The sequence below is a fragment of the Streptomyces sp. bgisy027 genome, assembly GCF_057710365.1.
Window position 1 is genome coordinate 175,725 of the sequence record NZ_JBYIVZ010000002.1, and the last position, 18,218, is coordinate 193,942.

Here is an 18,218-nt window from a genome sequence, read left to right on the forward strand (position 1 = left end):
CGTAGGTGCCGGATGGAAGCGGATCAGCGATCCTGCGCGAGGGCGTCGGATCCGCCCTCACGCGAGGGGAATACGCGCTGATGACCGAAACCGTTCGGGACCTCCGGCGCGGGGCCGTAGCGGGCGGGGAGTCTTCGCTCGCACTTCGCTCCTGCCAAAGCAAAGCGGCCTTCCGCGCCGGAGGCGATCTGTGCCCGGGCGGCACGGGACACGTGGGCGAAGTCGCAGACTCCACTGAACACGCTCTCCCTGCCCGGGAGTTGGTACTTCTCGTTCTCGACGTCCACAGTGCATCCGCCGTTCAGCGGAGGCACGATCCATGCACTGTCGCCGGTGGTGTCCTGCGGGACGCGGGGTCCGCTGCTCGTCCCGGCGTACGGCTCGCGGTTCGTCATCAGGCCCTCACAGCAGTCCTACGGCGGTGTCGACGGCGGCGGCCACGTCCCCGTCCGCCGGGTAGAGCAACGACCGTCCCACCACCAGACCCCGCACGGTGGGAAGTTGCAGAGCGCCCCGCCACTTCTCATATGCCCCGTCCTGGTCGTCGCCGACCTCGCCGCCGAGAAGGACGGCCGGGAGGGTGGAGGTCCCCATGACCTCGGCCATGTCGTCGGGGTTCTCGGTGACCGGGAGCTTGAGCCAGGTGTAGGCCGAGGTGCCGCCGAGTCCGGAGGCGATGGCGATGGACTTGGTGACGGCCTCGGCGGACAGGTCGTTGCTGACCTTGCCCTCGGGGGTGCGGCTGCTGAGGAACGGCTCCACGAAGACGGGGAGCCGGCGGGCGGCCATGTCGTCGATCGCGCGGGCGGTGGACTCCAGTGTGGTGAGGGAGCCCGGGTCGTCGTAGTCGACGCGTAGCAGCAGCTTGCCCGCGTCGAAGCGCAGCCGCTCGATGTCCTCGGCGCGGTGGCCGGTGAAGCGGTCGTCGAGCTCGAAGCTCGCGCCCTGGAGGCCGCCGCGGTTCATCGAGCCCATGACGACCTTGCCGTCGAGGGCGCCGAGCAGCAGCAGGTCGTCGAGGATGTCGGCGGTGGCGAGGACGCCGTCGACGCCGGGCCGGCCGAGGGCCAGGCAGAGCCGTTCCAGCAGGTCGGCGCGGTTGGCCATGGCGAGCTTGCGGTCCCCGACGCCGAGGGCACCGCGGGCCGGGTGGTCGGCGGCGACGATCATCAGCCGGCCGTTGTCGCCGAGCAGCGGCCGGCGCCTGCGCCGGGCGGCGGCCTCGGCCACGGCCTCCGGGCGCTGGGTGCGCAGACGGACCAGTTCGCAGATGTCGACGTTCACTTGACGGCCCCCGCGGCGATCGCGGCCTCGATCTCGTCGGGCGTCGGCATCGCGGAGGAGCACTCCAGGCGGGAGGCGACGATGGCGCCGGCGGCGTTGGCGTGCCGCATGGTCCGCTCCAGGTCCCAGCCTTCGAGAAGGCCGTGACAGAGGGAGCCGCCGAAGGCGTCGCCGGCGCCGAGGCCGTTGAGGACGTTCACGGGCAGCGGCGGGACCTCGGCCGCCTCGCCGTCGCTGTCGACGGCGAGGACACCCTTGGGGCCCTGCTTGACGACCGCGAGCCGCACGCCCGCGTCCAGCAGCGCGCGGGCGGCGGCGTGCGGTTCGCGTACGCCGGTCGCGACCTCCACCTCGTCGAGGTTGCCGACGGCGACGGTGGTGTGGCGCAGCGCCTCCTTGTAGAAGGGGCGGGCGGCGGCCGGGTCGCTCCAGAACATGGGCCGCCAGTCCAGGTCGAAGACCGTCGTCCCGGCCTTGGCGCGATGGGCGAGGGCCGCGAGCGTCGCCGTGCGGCTGGGCTCCTCGCTCAGGCCGGTGCCGGTGACCCAGAAGATCCGGGCGTCGCGGATGGCGTCGAGGTCGAGCTCATGGGCGTCGATCTCCAGGTCGGGGGCCTTGGGCAGGCGGTAGAAGTACAGCGGGAAGTCGTCCGGCGGGAAGACCTCGCAGAAGGTGACCGGGGTGGGCAGGCCGGGGACCGGGGTGACCCATCGGTCGTCGACGCCGAAGCCCTTGAGGGCCTCGTGGAGGTAGGTGCCGAAGGGGTCGTCCCCGGTGCGGGTGATCACCGCGGTGCTGCGGCCGAGGCGGGCGGCGGCCACCGCGACGTTCGTCGCCGAGCCGCCGAGGAACTTGCCGAAGGAGGTGACCTGCGGCAGCGGGACGCCGGTCTGCAAAGGGTAGAGGTCCACCCCGATCCGCCCCATGGTGATCAGGTCGTACGCCATCGGTTTCCCTCGGTCTCCCTGTGTCGCGGCACCCTTGCCGACGCCGACGCGTGCGCTCGCGGTGTGTCGGGTCTCTCCGGCTTTGTAGCCCTGGTCGGGGAGGCCTGTCAATGTTTTGTCCAGACATTCGAACCATACGCTTGCCGGGTGGCCGGACGCCCTTGCGTCTGCCGGGTTCGGTTCGGGGGCGGGTGCGGCTTGCGGGGGGTTTGTCGCGCAGTTCCCCGCGCCCCTGCCGGGGTTGCTGCGGGACTACGGCCGAGCCGTCCGTTGTCAACGCGCCACGCCCTTGCGCCCGCGTACGCCTTTGCGTCACCTGTGTCACAAAGGCCCCTCCCCTGTCACACATGTCCCGTGTACGCGGGCCCTGCGTCACACCCGCGCACGGACCCTGTCGCGTTCTCACTCTGCGTCGTTGACCGGACACAGGCTTTGTGATCGCCAGCGCAGCGCACGGTCCCCCCGACGACCGGTCCCCGGTCGCCACCGCGGCGCGCGCGGGGAGGTGCACCGATGACCGACCGAAGGCTCTGGTCCTACAAGGAGATCGCCGCGCACATCAAGGTGCAGCCGGACACCGTGCGGTCGTACCGCAAGCACGGGCTGCTGCCCCCGCCGGACCATGTCGAGGGCGGCAAGCCCTTCTGGTACGCGGACACCGTGCGGCTGTGGGTGGCGTCCCGGCCCGGCAACCGCGGCCGAAGGCCGGACTGACCTCCCGGAAAACCACCTGTGCCCCACCCGGTGTGTGGGGCACAGTCGTGGCATGAGCGACTTCTCCAGGGACGGGCAGTGGCGGGACTGGGTGATGATGGCCGTCCTGGACCGCGAGTGGGCCGGCCACCACGGCCACCCCGATACCGGCGCCCTCAGCTCCAGGGCTCGATGACCGTCACTCCCGCGCCCGGCGCCGACCCCATCACCGCCAGCGCCGCCGGCACCGCGTCCAGCGCAATCGTCGACGTCACCAGCAGATCCGGCCGCAGCACACCCGCCCGGACGAGCTCCAGCATCGGCGGGTAGGTGTGCGCCGCCATGCCGTGGCTGCCGAGGATCTCGAGCTCCAGGGCGACGGCGCGGGCCATGGGGACCGGGGTCGTCCCGGACTCCGAGGGCAGCAGGCCGACCTGGATGTGCCGGCCCCGGCGGCGCAGGCCGGCGACGGAGGCGGCGCAGGTGGCGGGCGAGCCGAGGGCGTCCAGGGAGACATGGGCTCCGCCGCCGGTCACGGCGTGGATCGCCGCCGCGGTGTCCGGCACCTTCGACGCGTCCACGCACTCGGCCGCCCCGAACTTCCGCGCCAGGTCCAGGGCCCGCGGTGAGACGTCCACCGCGACGACCCGGGCACCCGAGGCCGCCGCGATCATCACCGCCGACAGACCCACCCCGCCGCAGCCGTGCACCGCGACCCACTCCCCCGCGGCCACCCGCCCCTGCTGCACGACCGCCCGGAACGCGGTGGCGAACCGGCAGCCCAGCGAGGCGGCGGTCGCGAAGGACATCTCCTGCGGCACGGCGACGAGGTTGACGTCCGCGTGGTCCAGCGCCACGTACTGGGCGAAGGAGCCCCAGTGGGTGAAGCCGGGCTGGGTCTGGCGCTCGCACACCTGCTGGTCGCCCGCCGCACATGCCGCGCAGCTGCCGCAGGCACACACGAAGGGCACGGTGACCCGGTCGCCGGGCCGCCAGCCGGTCACCCGCTCTCCCACCGCCTCGACGACCCCGGCGAGTTCATGACCCGGCACATGCGGCAGCGTGATGTCCGGGTCGTGCCCCTGCCAGCCGTGCCAGTCGCTGCGGCACAGCCCCGTCGCCTCGACCCGGACGATCACTCCGTGGGGAGCGAGGTGCGGGTCGGGCACGTCGCGTACCTCGGGCTGTTCCCCGTAGCGCTCGAACACCACTGCACGCATGCCTTCTCCTTTCGGTCACGCCCTTGCCCGGAGATCACCGCGAACGCTGGACGCTCCGTCGGCTGTGTCGACATGCGGCTCCGTCGCAGGGCGCGGCGGTCGCTCGACCGTCTGCGGCACCATCGTGGCTGGTCGCGCCCACGCGGTGGAGCCCGCATATCGACACAGCCCCGCGCCCCTTTCGGGCGCGGCCGGGTCAGCCGGGCGTGCTCACCTTGTCCCGCTCCCGTTCCGGCTCGGCCGCCGGGGACTCCGTCGGCTCCCCCTCGCTGAGCCCGAACCGCTCATGGAACCGCCTGAGCGGTCCCGGCGCCCACCAGGTCGCCCGCCCCGTCAGACGCATGACCGCCGGGACCAGCAGGCTGCGGACGATCATCGCGTCCATGAGGACCGCGAGCGCGATCCCGAGGCCGAGCATCTTGGTGTTGGTCACCCGGGAGGTGCCGATCGCGACCATCACCACCGCGAGGATCACCGCGGCCGCGGTGATCAGACCGCCCGTGCGCTGAAGCCCGTGCCGCACGGCCTCCTCGTGGTCACCCGTCGTGTCGTACTCCTCCTTGATGCGGGAGAGCAGGAACACGCCGTAGTCCATCGACAGCCCGAAGGCGACGCAGAACATCAGCACCGGAAGGGTCGTCTCGATCGAGCCGGGGCTGGTGAAGCCGAGCAGGCCGGACAGATGGCCGTCCTGGAAGACCCAGACCACCGCGCCGAACATCGCCGTCAGGCTGAGCGCGTTGAGCACCACCGCCTGGATCGGGATCAGCACGCTGCCCGTCAGCAGGAACACCAGCAGCAGGGTGACGATCGCGATGAAGGCCGCCGCCAGTGGCAGACGTTCGGCTATGGCGTCCTTGGAGTCGACCAGGACCGCCGCCGCGCCGGTCACCCGGGTGTCGAACGGCGCCTCGGTGGCGCGCAGGTCGTCGACCAGGCCCTGGGCCGGGTCGTCCACCGCCTCGCCCTTCGGCAGCACCGTGAAGTACGCGGAGTCGCCCTTCACCAGGGGTCCGTCGACCCGCAGCACCTCCGGGAGGGCGCCGATGCGCTGCTTGTAGTCGGCGTACTGCGCCTCGGTGGCCCGCCCCTCGGCGAGCACCTCCAGTCCGCCGCCGGGGCTGCCCGGGAAGCCGTCGCGGATGTGCTGCTGCACGACATGGGACTCGGCGCTCGACGGCAGCTGGCGGTCGTCCGCGGTGCCGAACTTCACGCCGAGGAACGGCAGTCCGAGCAGGACCAGGACGGCGGTGGTACCGAGGGCGAAGAAGGGGGCCCGGCGCATGACGAGGTTCGCCGTACGGGCCCAGCCCCTGCCCTCCGCCGCTCCGGCCGCCCCGTCGGACTCCTTCGCCCGCCCGCGCCGCAGCAGCTTGCGCAGGTCCAGGGCGTTGACCCGGTGTCCGAGCAGGACCAGTGCCGCCGGGAGCAGGATCAGGGCGGCCGCGGCGGCCAGCAGCACCACCGCGATGCCGGCGTAGGCGAAGGACCGCAGGAAGTACTGCGGGAAGAGCAGCATCGCCGCCAGGGACACCGCGACGGTGAGGGCGGAGAAGAGGACCGTGCGTCCGGCGGTGCGCAGGGTGGTGCCGACCGCCGCCAGGGGCTCGGCACCGCTCGCGAGTTCCTCGCGGAAGCGGCGGACGATGAACAGGGCGTAGTCGACGGCGAGGCCGAGGCCGAGGGCCGTGGTGAGGTTCATCGCGAAGACCGACACATCGGTGAACTCGGTCAGGCCGCGCAGCACCGCGTTCGTGCCGAGGATCGCGACGATGCCGATGCCGAGGGGCAGCAGGGCGGCGACCGCGCTGCCGAAGACCATGACCAGCAGCACGAGGGTGACCGGCAGGGCGATCACCTCGGCGCGCACCAGGTCCTCCTGGATGGTGGTCTGCATCTCGTGCCGCACCGCGACCGGGCCGCCGACGCTCACCTCCACCGGCCCGTGCGCGCCCCGGAACTCGGGGGCGAGGCGGTCCAGTGTCTCCCCCATCCGCTTCTCGTCTCCGGTGATCCGGGCGGCGATCAGCGCCTCGTGACCGTCCTCGGCGCGCAGGGCCGGCGACTTGGTCTGCCAGTAGGAACCGACACCCACGACGCCCTGCTCGCCGGTCAGGCGGGACACCAGGCGCTGTGCCTCCGCGGCGACCGCGGGGTCGTCCACCGAGGCGCCGCCCGCGTCCACGAGGAGCAGGAGGTTGGGCTGGGAGGCGGGGAACTCACGCTCCAGCGCCTTGGTCGCGTAGGTCGACTCGGCGTCCGGGTCCTCCCAGCCGCCGCTGCCCAGCCGGTCGGCGACGCCGCTGCCGGCCAGCACGGCGAGCGCGGTGATCACCAGGGCCACGAGCAGCGACAACCGGGGGCGTGCCGTCACGAAGCGGGTCCAGCCTCCGACTCGGGGTGGCCTGTTGACTTCGGTCATTGTGCGGTGTCCCCTTCACCCTGATCCATGCTGTGCACGGCAGGCAGCATGGAGCTGTCACTGCCATAGACTGGCAAACACGAGACATCGCTCGCGTTTCTCAAGAATGCGAGCGACCGCTCGCGTTTGTCAATCGCGTTCGGAGAGCTGGGGATAACGCGTGTCCGCGAACCGGGACAAGGACGACCAGGTCCACCAGGAGAAGGAGCAGCCGCGCCGCCGCCAGGCCCGCGGCGAGCGCCGTATCGCCCAGCTGCTGGAGGCCGCGGCCAGCGTCTTCACCACCACCGGTTACACGGCCGCCAGCACCAACGCCATCGCCCGCGAGGCCGGCGTCTCGCCCGGCACGCTGTACCAGTTCTTCCCGAACAAGGAAGCGATCGCCATAGAGCTGGGCGACCGGCTGATCCACGAGATGCGCGAGATGTACGGCGAGGCGCTCGCCCCGGTCGATCCCGCGACGCCCCTGGAGGAGGCCGTCGCCTCGGCCGTCGACCGCTTCATCGCCTTCAACTGCGCCCATCCGGCGTTCTTCGCGCTGATGCACGGCCCCGACGTCCCCGGCCGCATGGCCGAGGAGCACGACGCCCTGCACGCGACCCTGCTCTCCCGGATCGAGGGCCTGCTCTCCTCGTTCCTGCCCGACGCCGCCCCGGCCGACCTCGCCCGGACCGCCCATATGTGCCTGGGCATGTACAAGGCGGGCCTGGAGTTGGTGCTCGCCCACGAGGGCGCCGAACGCGACGCCTACGTCCAGGAACTGAAGTACGCCCTGATCCGCTACCTCGACCCGCTGGTGGGCGACGGACTCGGCCGGACCGAGGCGGCCCGCAGCGCGAAGTAGTGGGCCGGTACCGACAGGCGTGCATGGATCAGCTCCCGGATTCGGGGGACCCCGCGCCCTACTCTCTCCCGCACCCGGCGCACCCGCATCCCGGAGCGATCACCCGACACCCACCGAACGCCCGTGCGGTACCGACAGGGACCATCCCTCTTTGAGCAGTACCCCATAGGGGTATACCTTGAAAGGGAAGGGGACCCCGTGGGTCCCCTCGGCCCCACATGCCTCGACGAGGAGAACCACATGACCGCCCAGACCGACACCCCCGGTTCCGTCACCGCCGTCTACAAGGTGAGCGGCATGAGCTGCGGACACTGCGAGGGAGCCGTCTCCGGCGAGATCTCCGAACTGCCCGGCGTCAGCTCGGTGACGGCCGTCGCCTCGACCGGCGAGGTCACCGTCGTCTCGGCGGCCGCCCTGGACGAGGAGGCCGTGCGCGCCGCCGTCGACGAGGCCGGCTTCGAGCTGGTCGGCAGGGTCTGAGTCCCACCATGACCCGCACCACCGACGAAACGCCGATAACCGGGCCGGCCGGCGCGACCGACACGGCCGGGGCGACCGGCACGGCCAGGGCGACACCCGCGTCCGGGCCGGCCGACCGCGCCGCCGCCTCGGACGTCGAACTGCTCATCGGTGGGATGACCTGCGCCTCCTGCGCGGCCCGCGTCGAGAAGAAGCTCAACCGCATGGACGGCGTGACCGCCACGGTGAACTACGCGACCGAGAAGGCCAGGGTCAGCTACCCCGCGGGCATCGAGGTCGCCGACCTCATCGCCGTGGTGGAGAAGACCGGGTACACCGCCGAGGAGCCTGCTCCACCGCAGCCCGCACCGGAGCAGGACCGGGCTCCGGAGGACCCGGAACCGGCCGCGTACCGCGAGCGCCTGGTCGTCTCCGCCCTGCTCACCGTGCCGGTGATCGTGCTGTCGATGGTCCCGGCCCTGCAGTTCGACAACTGGCAGTGGCTCGCACTCACCCTCGCCGCGCCGGTCGTCGTCTGGGGCGGACTGCCCTTCCACCGGGCCGCGCTCACGAACGCCCGGCACGGCGCGGCGACCATGGACACGCTGATCTCGATGGGCACGCTGGCGGCGTTCGCCTGGTCGCTGTGGGCGCTGTTCCTGGGCGACGCGGGCATGCCCGGCCTGCACGACACCTTCGAGTTCACCCCCGCCGCGACAGCGGCTGATGTCACGGCGCGCGTCGACGGCGCCTCGCAGATCTACCTCGAAGTGGCCTCAGGCGTCGTCACGTTCATCCTCCTCGGCCGCTACCTGGAGGCCCGCTCCAAGCGCCGCGCGGGTGCGGCGCTGCGCGCCCTGATGGAACTCGGCGCGAAGGACGTCGCCGTACTGCGCGACGGGCGCGAGGTGCGCGTGCCGGTCGAGCGGCTGGCGGTCGGCGACCGGTTCGTCGTACGGCCCGGCGAGAAGATCGCCACCGACGGCACCGTCGTGGAGGGCGCCTCCGCGGTGGACGCCGCCCTGCTGACCGGCGAGTCGGTGCCGGTGGACGTCACGGTCGGGGACGCGGTCACCGGTGCCACGGTCAACGCGGGCGGCCGGCTCGTGATCGAGGCGACCCGGGTCGGCGCGGACACCCGGCTCGCGCGGATGGCGCGGCTGGTGGAGGACGCGCAGAACGGCAAGGCCGAGGTGCAGCGGCTCGCCGACCGGATCTCGGCGGTGTTCGTGCCGGCGGTCATCGTCCTCGCGGTCGCCACCTTCGGGGCCTGGCTCGGCCTCACCGACGAACCGGTCGCCGCCTTCACCGCGGCGGTCGCGGTCCTGATCATCGCCTGCCCGTGCGCCCTGGGCCTGGCCACGCCCACGGCCCTCATGGTCGGCACCGGACGCGGAGCGCAGCTCGGCATCCTCATCAAGGGCCCCGAGGTGCTGGAGTCCACGCACCGCGTCGACACCGTCGTCCTGGACAAGACCGGCACGGTCACCACCGGCCGCATGACTCTGCAGAAGGTGTACGTCTCCGAAGGCGCCGACGAGGAACAGGTGCTGCGGCTCGCGGGCGCCGTGGAGCACGCCTCGGAGCATCCCGTCGCCCGCGCGGTCGCCGCCGGCGCGCAGCAGCGGGTCGGACGGCTGCCGCAGGTCGAGGATTTCCGGAACATCCCCGGGCGAGGCGTGCGCGGCCGCGTGGAGGGCCGTGACGTGGCCGTGGGGCGCCTTTTCGACGCCCTGCCCACCGAGCTGGTCCGCGCCCGGGAAGAGGCCGAGAGGGACGGTCGTACGGCCGTCGTCGTCGGGTGGGACGGAGCCGCGCGCGGCGTGATCGCCGTCGCGGACGCGGTGAAGGAGACGAGCGCGGAGGCGGTGCGCGAGCTGCGCGCCCTGGGACTGACCCCGGTGCTGCTGACCGGGGACAACCGGGCGGTCGCCGAGGCGGTGGCGGATGCGGTCGGCATCGATCAGGTGATCGCGGAGGTCCTGCCCGAGGAGAAGGTCGAGGCGGTGCGGAGGCTGCGGCGCGAGGGGCATTGCGTGGCCATGGTGGGCGACGGCGTCAACGACGCGGCCGCGCTCGCCACCGCCGATCTGGGTCTGGCGATGGGCACGGGGACCGACGCGGCGATCGAGGCGAGCGATCTGACGCTGGTGCGCGGCGATCTACGGGTCGCGGCGGACGCCATCCGGCTGTCCCGGCGGACACTGGCCACGATCAAGGGCAACCTCGTGTGGGCCTTCGGGTACAACGTCGCCGCGTTGCCGCTGGCCGCGGCGGGGTTGCTGAACCCGATGATCGCGGGCGCCGCGATGGCCCTCTCCTCGGTGTTCGTGGTCTCGAACAGCCTGCGGCTGCGGACGTTCCGGTGAATTCGTAGTAAGAACCCCGCTGGGTTCCTCTGGAGTCCGACGCCCGGCTCACATAAGCTCTTCACAAGGCTCGCGCATCATCCTTACGCTTGGGCCTCGATCGCCATATCGGGGCTCTTGCGTATCTAACGGACATATGCAAGAGACGCAGATCACAGTGATGTGAACGTAACCATCGAAGGGGTTCGAAGGTCTAAGTTGACGATGTCAGGCAGCGTCTTGGGGGGCGCTTACTGGCATCTGAGGATGTCTTGGGGGACTTCCTCAGAGTTGCGTTGCCGGGGCACGTACGTCGGGAAGCTTTGAGCGGCCCTCCCGACCGTGCGCTGTCCCGGCAGACCGCACTCAACCATGAGTACGACGAGTCCGCTCGTTCCGCTCAAACGGCGACACCGAAAGACAGCGATTTCAGGCGCTGGTCTCTCAGACGCCCGGCCGGATCCCGTGGGGGGAATCCGCACCGGGACATGGGAAGGCGCCCTGGACGTCGGCCCGTGGGGGGACCGCCGCCAGGGCGCCTTCTTCTATTGCCTGCGCTGCACCAAGCCCTGCAGGGGCGCGGGGAACCGCGCGACCGGCCACGACGAACCCGCAGCCGACCGACAACCCCTCACGCGCCCCGGCGGAGCGTCTAGCGCTCTTCGACCGGCACGAAGTCGCGCTCGACCACGCCCGTGTAGATCTGGCGCGGGCGGCCGATGCGGGAACCCGGCTCCTTGATCATCTCGTGCCACTGGGCGATCCAGCCCGGCAGACGGCCGAGGGCGAACAGGACCGTGAACATCTCGGTCGGGAAGCCCATGGCCCGGTAGATCAGACCGGTGTAGAAGTCGACGTTCGGGTAGAGGTTGCGCGAGACGAAGTACTCGTCGGAAAGCGCGTGCTCCTCCAGCTTCAGGGCGATGTCCAGCAGCTCGTCGGACTTGCCGAGAGCGGAGAGGACGTCGTGCGCCGCGGCCTTGATGATCTTCGCGCGCGGGTCGAAGGACTTGTACACCCGGTGGCCGAAGCCCATCAGGCGGACGCCGTCCTCCTTGTTCTTCACCTTGCGGATGAAGGAGTCGACGTCGCCGCCGCCCGCCTGGATGCCCTCGAGCATCTCCAGGACGGACTGGTTGGCGCCGCCGTGCAGCGGACCCCAGAGGGCGGAGATGCCGGCCGAGATCGACGCGAACATGTTCGCCTGCGACGAGCCCACCAGGCGGACCGTCGACGTCGAACAGTTCTGCTCGTGGTCCGCGTGCAGGATGAGCAGCTTGTCGAGGGCGGAGACCACGACCGGGTCCAGCTCGAACTCCTGCGCAGGGACCGAGAACGTCATGCGCAGGAAGTTCTCGACGTAACCGAGGTCGTTGCGCGGGTAGACGAACGGGTGGCCGATCGACTTCTTGTACGCGTACGCCGCGATCGTCGGAAGCTTGGCGAGCAGGCGGATCGTGGAGAGGTTGCGCTGCCGCTCGTCGAAGGGGTTGTGGCTGTCCTGGTAGAACGTGGACAGCGCCGAGACCACCGACGACAGCATGGCCATCGGGTGGGCGTCGCGCGGGAAGCCCTTGTAGAAGTTCTTGACGTCCTCGTGCAGCAGCGTGTGCTGGGTGATCTCGTTCTTGAACGTCGAGAGCTCGTCGACGGTCGGCAGCTCGCCGTTGATCAGCAGGTAGGCCACCTCCAGGAAGGTGGAGCGCTCGGCCAGCTGCTCGATCGGGTAGCCGCGGTACCGGAGGATCCCCTGCTCGCCGTCGAGGTAGGTGATGGCGGATTTATAGGCGGCGGTGTTGCCATATCCGCTGTCCAGCGTCACCAGACCGGTCTGGGCGCGGAGTTTGCCGATGTCAAAGCCCTTGTCGCCGACGGTGCTGTCAATCACCGGGTAGGTGTACTCGCCGTCGCCGTACCGCAGTACTACAGAGTTGTCGCTCACGTCTTCCCTCACCGACGTTGTGCCTCATCTTCGAGGTTGCCCTGACTGTCTCTACCCTCCCCCATTCGGCTCAGGAGAGTGCACTCGGGGTCGACCATTGGGCCTATTGGCGGCACTGAGTGCCGCCAACCTGCCATCCTGCCCGCTGTTTTCCCCATCTGGAAGTGGTCTGTGACCTTCACGACTCGTTTGATCGATCATTTTTTTCGCTGCCTCACGAATCGGCAGGTCAGAAGGGGGTCCGGCGGGGGCGGAGATGCGGGGGTTTCAGGAGCCCGCGAGCCGGAAGTCGAGTGCCGTGCAGCGGCGCCCGGCCGAGACCGTGCGCACCGCCTGGCCGATGGCCTTGCGCGAACCCACGAGGACGACCAACTGTTTCGCCCGGGTGACCGCCGTGTAGAGCAGGTTCCGCTGAAGCATCATCCATGCTCCCGTCGTGACGGGGATCACCACTGCGGGATATTCACTTCCCTGTGAACGGTGGATCGTCACCGCGTACGCATGCGCGAGTTCGTCCAGTTCGTCGAATTCGTACGGCACCTCCTCGTCCTCGTCCGTCAGCACCGTCAGGCGCTGGTCGACCGGGTCGAGCGAGGTGACCACGCCCACGGTGCCGTTGAAGACACCGTTCTCCCCCTTCTCGTAATTGTTGCGAATCTGGGTGACCTTGTCGCCGACACGGAAGACCCGGCCGCCGAGCCGCTTCTCCGGCAGCTCGGGGCGTCCGGGCGTGATGGCCTGCTGGAGCAGGCCGTTCAGCGTTCCCGCGCCGGCCGGGCCGCGGTGCATGGGGGCCAGCACCTGGACGTCCCGGCGCGGGTCGAGCCCGAACTTGGCCGGAATCCGACGCGCCGCCACATCCACGGTGAGCCGGCCGGCCTCCTCCGTCTCGTCCTCGACGAAGAGGAAGAAGTCCTTCATGCCGTCGGTGACGGGATGCTGTCCGGCATTGATCCGGTGCGCGTTGGTCACCACGCCGGACTGCTGGGCCTGCCGGAACACCCGGGTGAGGCGCACGGCGGGGATCGGGCTGCCGTCGGCGAGGAGGTCCCTGAGCACCTCGCCCGCTCCGACGCTCGGCAACTGGTCCACGTCCCCGACGAACAGCAGATGCGCGCCCGGCGGCACCGCCTTCACCAGCTTGTTGGCGAGCAACAGATCCAGCATGGACGCCTCGTCGACCACCACCAGGTCGGCCTGGAGCGGCCGGTCCCTGTCGTAGGCCGCGTCGCCGCCGGGCTTGAGCTCCAGCAGGCGGTGGACGGTGGAGGCCTCGGCGCCGGTCAGTTCGGCGAGACGCTTGGCGGCGCGGCCGGTGGGGGCGGCGAGGACGACACGCGCCTTCTTCGCCCGCGCCAGCTCGACGATCGAGCGGACCGTGAAGGACTTGCCGCAGCCGGGACCGCCGGTCAGCACGGCGACCTTCTCGGTCAGGGCCAGCCTGACGGCGGCCTCCTGCTCCGGGGCGAGCTCCGCGCCCGTACGGCCCTTCAGCCAGCCCAGCGCCTTGTCCCAGGCGACGTCGTGGAACCCCGGCATCCGGTCCTCGTCGGTGCGCAGCAGCCGCAACAGCTGGGCAGAGAGGGAGAGTTCGGCCCGGTGGAAGGGGACGAGATAGACGGCCGTCACGGGCTCCGCGCGGCCGTCGGGGCCGGGCACCTTCTCCCGTACGACTCCCGGGTCCGAGCCGTCCTCGGGGATCTGCGCGAGCTCGGCGAGGCACTCGATGACGAGCCCGGTGTCGACCTGGAGGAGCTTGACCGCGTCGGCGATCAGCTGTTCCTCGGGGAGGTAGCAGTTGCCCTGGTCGGTGGCCTGGGACAGGGCGTACTGGAGGCCCGCCTTGACGCGCTCCGGGCTGTCGTGCGGGATGCCCACGGACTGGGCGATCTTGTCGGCGGTGAGGAAGCCGATGCCCCAGACGTCGGCGGCGAGCCGGTAGGGCTGGTTCTTCACCACGGAGATGGAGGCGTCGCCGTACTTCTTGTAGATGCGCACGGCGATGGAGGTGGACACCTCGACGGTCTGGAGGAAGAGCATGACCTCCTTGATCGCCTTCTGCTCCTCCCAGGCGTCGGCGATCTTCTTCGTGCGCTTGGGGCCGAGTCCGGGGACCTCGATGAGCCGCTTGGGCTCCTCCTCGATGATCTTCAGGGTGTCCAGTCCGAAGTGCTGGGTGATGCGGTCGGCGAAGACCGGGCCGATGCCCTTGACCAGCCCGGAGCCGAGGTAGCGGCGGATGCCCTGGACGGTGGCCGGCAGGAGGGTCGTGTAGTTCTCGACGGTGAACTGCTTGCCGTACTGCGGGTGGGACCCCCAACGCCCCTCCATCCGCAGGGACTCCCCCACCTGGGCACCGAGCAGCGCGCCGACGACGGTGAGCAGATCGCCCCCGCCTCTTCCGGTGTCGACCCGGGCGACCGTGTAGCCGTTCTCCTCGTTGGCGTACGTGATCCGCTCCAGGACACCTTCGAGCGTGGCGAGACGCCGCTCGCCCGTGGGGTTCCCCGCCTGTTGAGCCATGATCCGACGGTACCGGTCGGGTGTGACAGTGGGGGGGGTGCACCTGGGCAGTGCCTTGCCGGTCGTCAAACCGCTCAAGGGCCAGTCGGCCCACCCGAGCACCGAAGTCGGCCGGCAGCGGAACTCGATGGCGGATCAGGCCAGCCGATGTTCCCAACGCAGGGCTTGCCGGTCGCCGATCCAGTAGGTGTGCGTCTCCTTGGTGATGTGGAGGCGGACGCTCGCGATGTCAGGGCTCCCGGATTCCTGCCAGGCGGTCAGCGTCTCCTCGACGGCGTCCCACAGAGCCACGGGCCCGCCCTGGCGGACCGTCCAGCCTGTGGTGTCCTCGGTGAAGGCGGCGAACGACTCTCGCTCGGCGTCGAAGAAGTAGAGATTCCTCGTGCCGTCGCCGCCTGTGGCACGTACGAGCTGTGCGCCGGGCGCAGTGAGCTGGGCCAGGAAGGCGGGCATCCACTCGTCCAGCAGCACGGGCGGAATCTTGGCCGGGCTCTCGGTGTCCACGTAAGCCGTGCGGGCCGACACGTCACCGGCCACGGGTGTGAGGGCCTGTGCGCGGGCGTGCATGAAAGAGGAGCGGCCAATGATCTGTCCCTCCGCCGAGCCGTCGTCGTTCACGGTGACCTTGGCGAGGGCCGTGCCGTACGGCCAGGAGCCGACCGTGGCGAGGATGATCCCACCGGGCTGGGTCTGGCGTACCCAGGTGTAAGGGATTCGCCGTACCGCGCAGGTGGCGATGACACGGTTGTAGGGTGCTCGAACAGGGTGGCCGAGGAGGCCGTCGCCTGTGACAGTCCAGGTGGAGTGTCCAGCTTCTTCCAGGGCGGCATCCGCACGGGCGGCCACCTGGGGGTCGACCTCGACGGTAGTGACGTTGTCCTCGCCGAGGCGGTGGCACATGAGGGCGGAGGAGTACCCAGTGCCGGTGCCGATTTCGAGGACGGTATGGCCATCGGCGACGTGGAGCTGTTCGAGCATGCCGACGACGGTGGTGGGGGTGGTGGACGAAGACGTGGGTACGCCAGTCACGGTCCCGGCTGCCATGTCGGCCGTGAGGTGGCCGTCGAGCTGAGTCGCCAGCGACTCGTCTCGGTAGGCGATCCGCGCCCACTCCTCCGGGGGCGTGCCGAGCGCGGTCACGGGCTGCCAGCGTCCGCCGTCGATCGGCAGGAACACCCCCGGGTGCAGGAACAGTTCACGCGGTACGGCCTCGACTGCCGACCGCCACAGTGAATGCCGGCGCAGGACTCCGGACGTGGTCAGCCGGTCCGCGAGCGCACAGCGTTCACGAGCGGTGTCCATCAAGCTCTCCTTGGATCAGCAAACTTGCGATTGCGGCGGACATTTCCAGGCCGGTCTGCTCCTCCAGCCAACCCCACTGACCGTTCGGGTTCAGTTCCAACCAGTGAAAATCCCCGTCACCGTCCAGCGCGAGGTCGAAGGACCCCGAGACGAGGCCGAAATGGTCCAGGACACGACGCAGGGGCTTCACCAGGCGCTCGGGAAGGCCGACGACGCTGTACGAGAGCGCGTCGTAATCCGTGCGCCAGTCCAACAGGCCGGAGTCGATCCGGACGGCGAACACCCGGCGGCCGACGATCAACACGCGCAGGTCTGCGACCTTCTCCACACGTGCCTGGAAAAGGTGCGGAGCGACACGGAGGGTGTCGTCGATCTCGTCGGTGGCCACCGGTTCTGCCCACGAGGTCATGGGGACGCCGTCACGTTCATACGGCGTCCACCGCAGTGTCTTGGCAATGACCGGACCATAGGCGGCGGTGAACTGGCGGGCCTTGTCAGGGTCATTGGTGACCAAGGTCGGTGGCACGGTCAATCCGAGGCGCTGGGCGACCGCGAGTTGGGCAGGCTTGTAGTCGGCGGCGATGTCACGGAGGGGATGGTTCACCCAGAGAGGGCTGTCGAGGGCGTGGAGAACGCCGCCGAGTCCGTAGCGGACCTGTGCGGCGGCGTAGCGGGCGTCGTCGGCCTGCAGGTGCTCGAAGGTCGGCCAGACGGGACGGCGCCAGTACACCGACCGGACGCGCTTCAGGTCAGCGGTTCTCGACGGGGTGCGGAACTGCCCGACCACGGGGGTGGGGCAGACGCCGAACTGAGCCGAGACCGTCAGGTGCGTGCCGATGTCAGCGGGGTTGAAGCGAACCACCGGAGCGCCCTTGCGGTTCAGCTCGGTGATCACCATGTCGGCTGTCAGGTCGAGAGGTTCGGTGGCCACCAGGACTGGCCTGTCGGTCTGGGTCATGGGCGTCAGTCCTGCTGCGAGTCCTGGTCGGACCCCTGGTCGTTCTTCGAGTCCAGGTTGGTGGTGGTCGTCGTCGAGGTGGCGGAGCTGGTGCCGTGCTTGCCCACCACCTGGCCCTCGGCGTCGCGGAAGATGCCGACCTGTGTGTCCGGGTCGACGGTGACCGTAGTGAACGGCATCTTCACCGTGTTCGGGTACGGCGCGAGTCGGCAAAGGCCCCAAGGGCGTTGTGCCGTTGTCCTCGTTGCGGTCTGCATGATGCTCCTCCCACGGGCAGCGAATGGTGTTGTAGACGGCGACGGAGGTTCATGGGGGACGTCAACGCCGTTACCGTCCGCCCGGCGTCAAAACAGATTCGTTTTCACCGGGCGGAAGTGTGGGGTGGTGGTAGGCCGACACGGAGTTGTCCCGCCGCAGCCCTCCAGCACCCGTCGCAACAGGTTCACCCCCGGGGGCGCGGGACTCGACAGCCGCACGCCCCTCGAAGCGCCGGACTCCGACTGCCCTGCGCCACGCGGCCACGGCCTCCATGGCTGCGACGCAGACCCCGGCCAAGGCGTCTTCGACCTCGATGGCCGGCCGGACAGGATCGGCAGGGGTGATACGTATCGGTCGGGGGACGCGGATCAGGTGACCGTTCTCGGACACCTGCGGGGAAGCTCCAGCTCGACACAGCGCGCCGGGTCGTTGGACAACTCCTGGCCCGCCAGCAGCCGCAGCCTCATACCGGCTCCTCGACGCGCAAGTCAGCCCAGACCAGCTTTCCCCAGCCGTGGCAGTCGGAGCCCCATCTCCAGCTCAGAGCGTCGATCAGTACCAGGCCGCGCCCCTGCTCGATGTCGGCGGCGGGTGTGCCCACCTCAGGGAGGACACGGGAGCGGTCAGCCACACCGACGCGGACAACGCAAGGGGACGGCCGGGAGACGCCGACGCGCAGGAGACGACAGGGCGTGTGGTCGATCGAGTTCGCGACGAGTTCGGAGACAATCAACGTCGCCACTTCGACGAGATCGTTCAGACCCCATGCGCGCAAGGTGAGCGAGACCAGGTGCCGGGCGGCTCGCGCCGACTCCGGTACGGACGGAAGGATCTTGCCGTCGCCGGGCGGGGCAGCGGCTGTGGGGGTAGTCGAAACGGTCACCATGTCTCCTCGGGGCGGACGGCCCGGCTGTGAGGGGGATACGGCCGGACTCCTCTTCACTGCCGCCGCCGAGTTGGGAGTCTGCGGTTCGGCGCCCGGCAACGACTGATGGACAGTCAACGGCCCGCGAGGAGT

Annotated in this window: 15 protein-coding genes and 1 pseudogene; 5 read left to right on the forward strand and 11 right to left on the reverse strand. The window is 70.1% G+C overall.

What is annotated here, in order from left to right:
* Positions 1–26: 26 nt before the first annotated feature.
* The 3 genes and pseudogenes from AC3ETA_RS02785 to iolC form a co-directional block, all read right to left on the reverse strand.
* A pseudogene (locus tag AC3ETA_RS02785) lies at positions 27–338 on the reverse strand (5-deoxy-glucuronate isomerase); the annotation flags it as partial.
* Positions 339–402: 64 nt separating this feature from the next.
* Positions 403–1,284, reverse strand: coding sequence for a Cgl0159 family (beta/alpha)8-fold protein (locus AC3ETA_RS02790; protein ID WP_432191191.1), 882 nt, complete (start codon positions 1,282–1,284; stop codon positions 403–405).
* Complete coding sequence (gene iolC, locus AC3ETA_RS02795; protein WP_432191192.1) at positions 1,281–2,231, reverse strand: 5-dehydro-2-deoxygluconokinase; 951 nt, start codon at positions 2,229–2,231, stop codon at positions 1,281–1,283. The genes AC3ETA_RS02790 and iolC overlap by 4 nt, the downstream gene beginning before the upstream one ends.
* Positions 2,232–2,744: 513 nt before the next feature.
* Between iolC and AC3ETA_RS02800 the strand changes: the two genes are divergently transcribed.
* Positions 2,745–2,945, forward strand: a complete 201-nt coding sequence (locus AC3ETA_RS02800; protein ID WP_030959066.1) for a helix-turn-helix transcriptional regulator — start codon at positions 2,745–2,747, stop codon at positions 2,943–2,945.
* A gap of 52 nt (positions 2,946–2,997) precedes the next feature.
* Positions 2,998–3,120, forward strand: coding sequence for a hypothetical protein (locus AC3ETA_RS02805; RefSeq protein WP_432191193.1), 123 nt, complete (start codon positions 2,998–3,000; stop codon positions 3,118–3,120).
* Here the strand turns inward: AC3ETA_RS02805 and AC3ETA_RS02810 are convergent.
* Together AC3ETA_RS02810 and AC3ETA_RS02815 are read right to left on the reverse strand one after the other, a co-directional pair.
* Positions 3,101–4,144 (reverse strand): zinc-dependent alcohol dehydrogenase family protein, encoded by a 1,044-nt coding sequence (locus tag AC3ETA_RS02810; protein WP_432191194.1) that lies wholly within the window; start codon positions 4,142–4,144, stop codon positions 3,101–3,103. The genes AC3ETA_RS02805 and AC3ETA_RS02810 overlap by 20 nt on opposite strands.
* A gap of 196 nt (positions 4,145–4,340) precedes the next feature.
* Entirely contained in the window at positions 4,341–6,566 is a 2,226-nt protein-coding gene (locus tag AC3ETA_RS02815; RefSeq protein WP_432191195.1) for an MMPL family transporter, read from the reverse strand.
* A gap of 160 nt (positions 6,567–6,726) precedes the next feature.
* On the opposite strand from AC3ETA_RS02815, the gene AC3ETA_RS02820 reads away from it, so the two are divergent.
* The 3 genes from AC3ETA_RS02820 to AC3ETA_RS02830 all read left to right on the forward strand — a co-directional run bounded on the left by AC3ETA_RS02820 (position 6,727) and on the right by AC3ETA_RS02830 (position 10,238).
* The gene (locus tag AC3ETA_RS02820; protein ID WP_432191196.1) at positions 6,727–7,410 is read left to right on the forward strand and encodes a TetR/AcrR family transcriptional regulator; all 684 of its coding nucleotides are present in this window, start codon (positions 6,727–6,729) and stop codon (positions 7,408–7,410) included.
* A gap of 240 nt (positions 7,411–7,650) precedes the next feature.
* Positions 7,651–7,890: a heavy-metal-associated domain-containing protein gene (locus tag AC3ETA_RS02825; RefSeq protein ID WP_432191197.1), complete on the forward strand. Its 240-nt coding sequence runs from the start codon at positions 7,651–7,653 to the stop codon at positions 7,888–7,890.
* Between the two features lie 8 nt (positions 7,891–7,898).
* Positions 7,899–10,238, forward strand: a complete 2,340-nt coding sequence (locus AC3ETA_RS02830) for a heavy metal translocating P-type ATPase (protein WP_432191198.1) — start codon at positions 7,899–7,901, stop codon at positions 10,236–10,238.
* A 631-nt stretch (positions 10,239–10,869) separates the two neighbouring features.
* Here AC3ETA_RS02830 and AC3ETA_RS02835 read toward each other — a convergent pair.
* From AC3ETA_RS02835 to AC3ETA_RS02860, 6 genes are all read right to left on the reverse strand, one after another.
* On the reverse strand, positions 10,870–12,159 hold the full coding sequence (locus AC3ETA_RS02835) for a citrate synthase (protein ID WP_126899815.1): 1,290 nt from the start codon (positions 12,157–12,159) through the stop codon (positions 10,870–10,872).
* 267 nt (positions 12,160–12,426) lie between these two features.
* Positions 12,427–14,682, reverse strand: a complete 2,256-nt coding sequence (gene recD2 / locus AC3ETA_RS02840; protein WP_432191199.1) for an SF1B family DNA helicase RecD2 — start codon at positions 14,680–14,682, stop codon at positions 12,427–12,429.
* 135 nt (positions 14,683–14,817) lie between these two features.
* The gene (gene tgmC / locus AC3ETA_RS02845; RefSeq protein ID WP_432191200.1) at positions 14,818–15,984 is read right to left on the reverse strand and encodes an ATP-grasp peptide maturase system methyltransferase; all 1,167 of its coding nucleotides are present in this window, start codon (positions 15,982–15,984) and stop codon (positions 14,818–14,820) included.
* Positions 15,968–16,942: an ATP-grasp ribosomal peptide maturase gene (gene tgmB, locus AC3ETA_RS02850; protein ID WP_432191201.1), complete on the reverse strand. Its 975-nt coding sequence runs from the start codon at positions 16,940–16,942 to the stop codon at positions 15,968–15,970. Before tgmB ends, tgmC begins: the two co-directional genes overlap by 17 nt.
* A gap of 5 nt (positions 16,943–16,947) precedes the next feature.
* Entirely contained in the window at positions 16,948–17,199 is a 252-nt protein-coding gene (gene tgmA, locus AC3ETA_RS02855) for a putative ATP-grasp-modified RiPP (RefSeq protein ID WP_432191202.1), read from the reverse strand.
* A gap of 464 nt (positions 17,200–17,663) precedes the next feature.
* The gene (locus AC3ETA_RS02860) at positions 17,664–18,086 is read right to left on the reverse strand and encodes an ATP-binding protein (protein WP_432191203.1); all 423 of its coding nucleotides are present in this window, start codon (positions 18,084–18,086) and stop codon (positions 17,664–17,666) included.
* Between the last annotated feature and the right edge of the window lie 132 nt (positions 18,087–18,218).

Coding starts and splice junctions, on each gene's coding strand:
- tgmB (WP_432191201.1), bottom strand. CDS start 16,942: ATGACCCAGACCGACAGGCCAGTCCTGGTGGCCACCGAACCTCTCGAC.
- tgmC (WP_432191200.1), bottom strand. CDS start 15,984: ATGGACACCGCTCGTGAACGCTGTGCGCTCGCGGACCGGCTGACCACG.
- AC3ETA_RS02815 (WP_432191195.1), bottom strand. CDS start 6,566: ATGACCGAAGTCAACAGGCCACCCCGAGTCGGAGGCTGGACCCGCTTC.
- tgmA (WP_432191202.1), bottom strand. CDS start 17,199: ATGCAGACCGCAACGAGGACAACGGCACAACGCCCTTGGGGCCTTTGC.
- AC3ETA_RS02860 (WP_432191203.1), bottom strand. CDS start 18,086: ATGGTGACCGTTTCGACTACCCCCACAGCCGCTGCCCCGCCCGGCGAC.
- iolC (WP_432191192.1), bottom strand. CDS start 2,231: ATGGCGTACGACCTGATCACCATGGGGCGGATCGGGGTGGACCTCTAC.
- AC3ETA_RS02810 (WP_432191194.1), bottom strand. CDS start 4,144: ATGCGTGCAGTGGTGTTCGAGCGCTACGGGGAACAGCCCGAGGTACGC.
- AC3ETA_RS02825 (WP_432191197.1), top strand. CDS start 7,651: ATGACCGCCCAGACCGACACCCCCGGTTCCGTCACCGCCGTCTACAAG.
- recD2 (WP_432191199.1), bottom strand. CDS start 14,682: ATGGCTCAACAGGCGGGGAACCCCACGGGCGAGCGGCGTCTCGCCACG.
- AC3ETA_RS02800 (WP_030959066.1), top strand. CDS start 2,745: ATGACCGACCGAAGGCTCTGGTCCTACAAGGAGATCGCCGCGCACATC.
- AC3ETA_RS02830 (WP_432191198.1), top strand. CDS start 7,899: ATGACCCGCACCACCGACGAAACGCCGATAACCGGGCCGGCCGGCGCG.
- AC3ETA_RS02805 (WP_432191193.1), top strand. CDS start 2,998: ATGAGCGACTTCTCCAGGGACGGGCAGTGGCGGGACTGGGTGATGATG.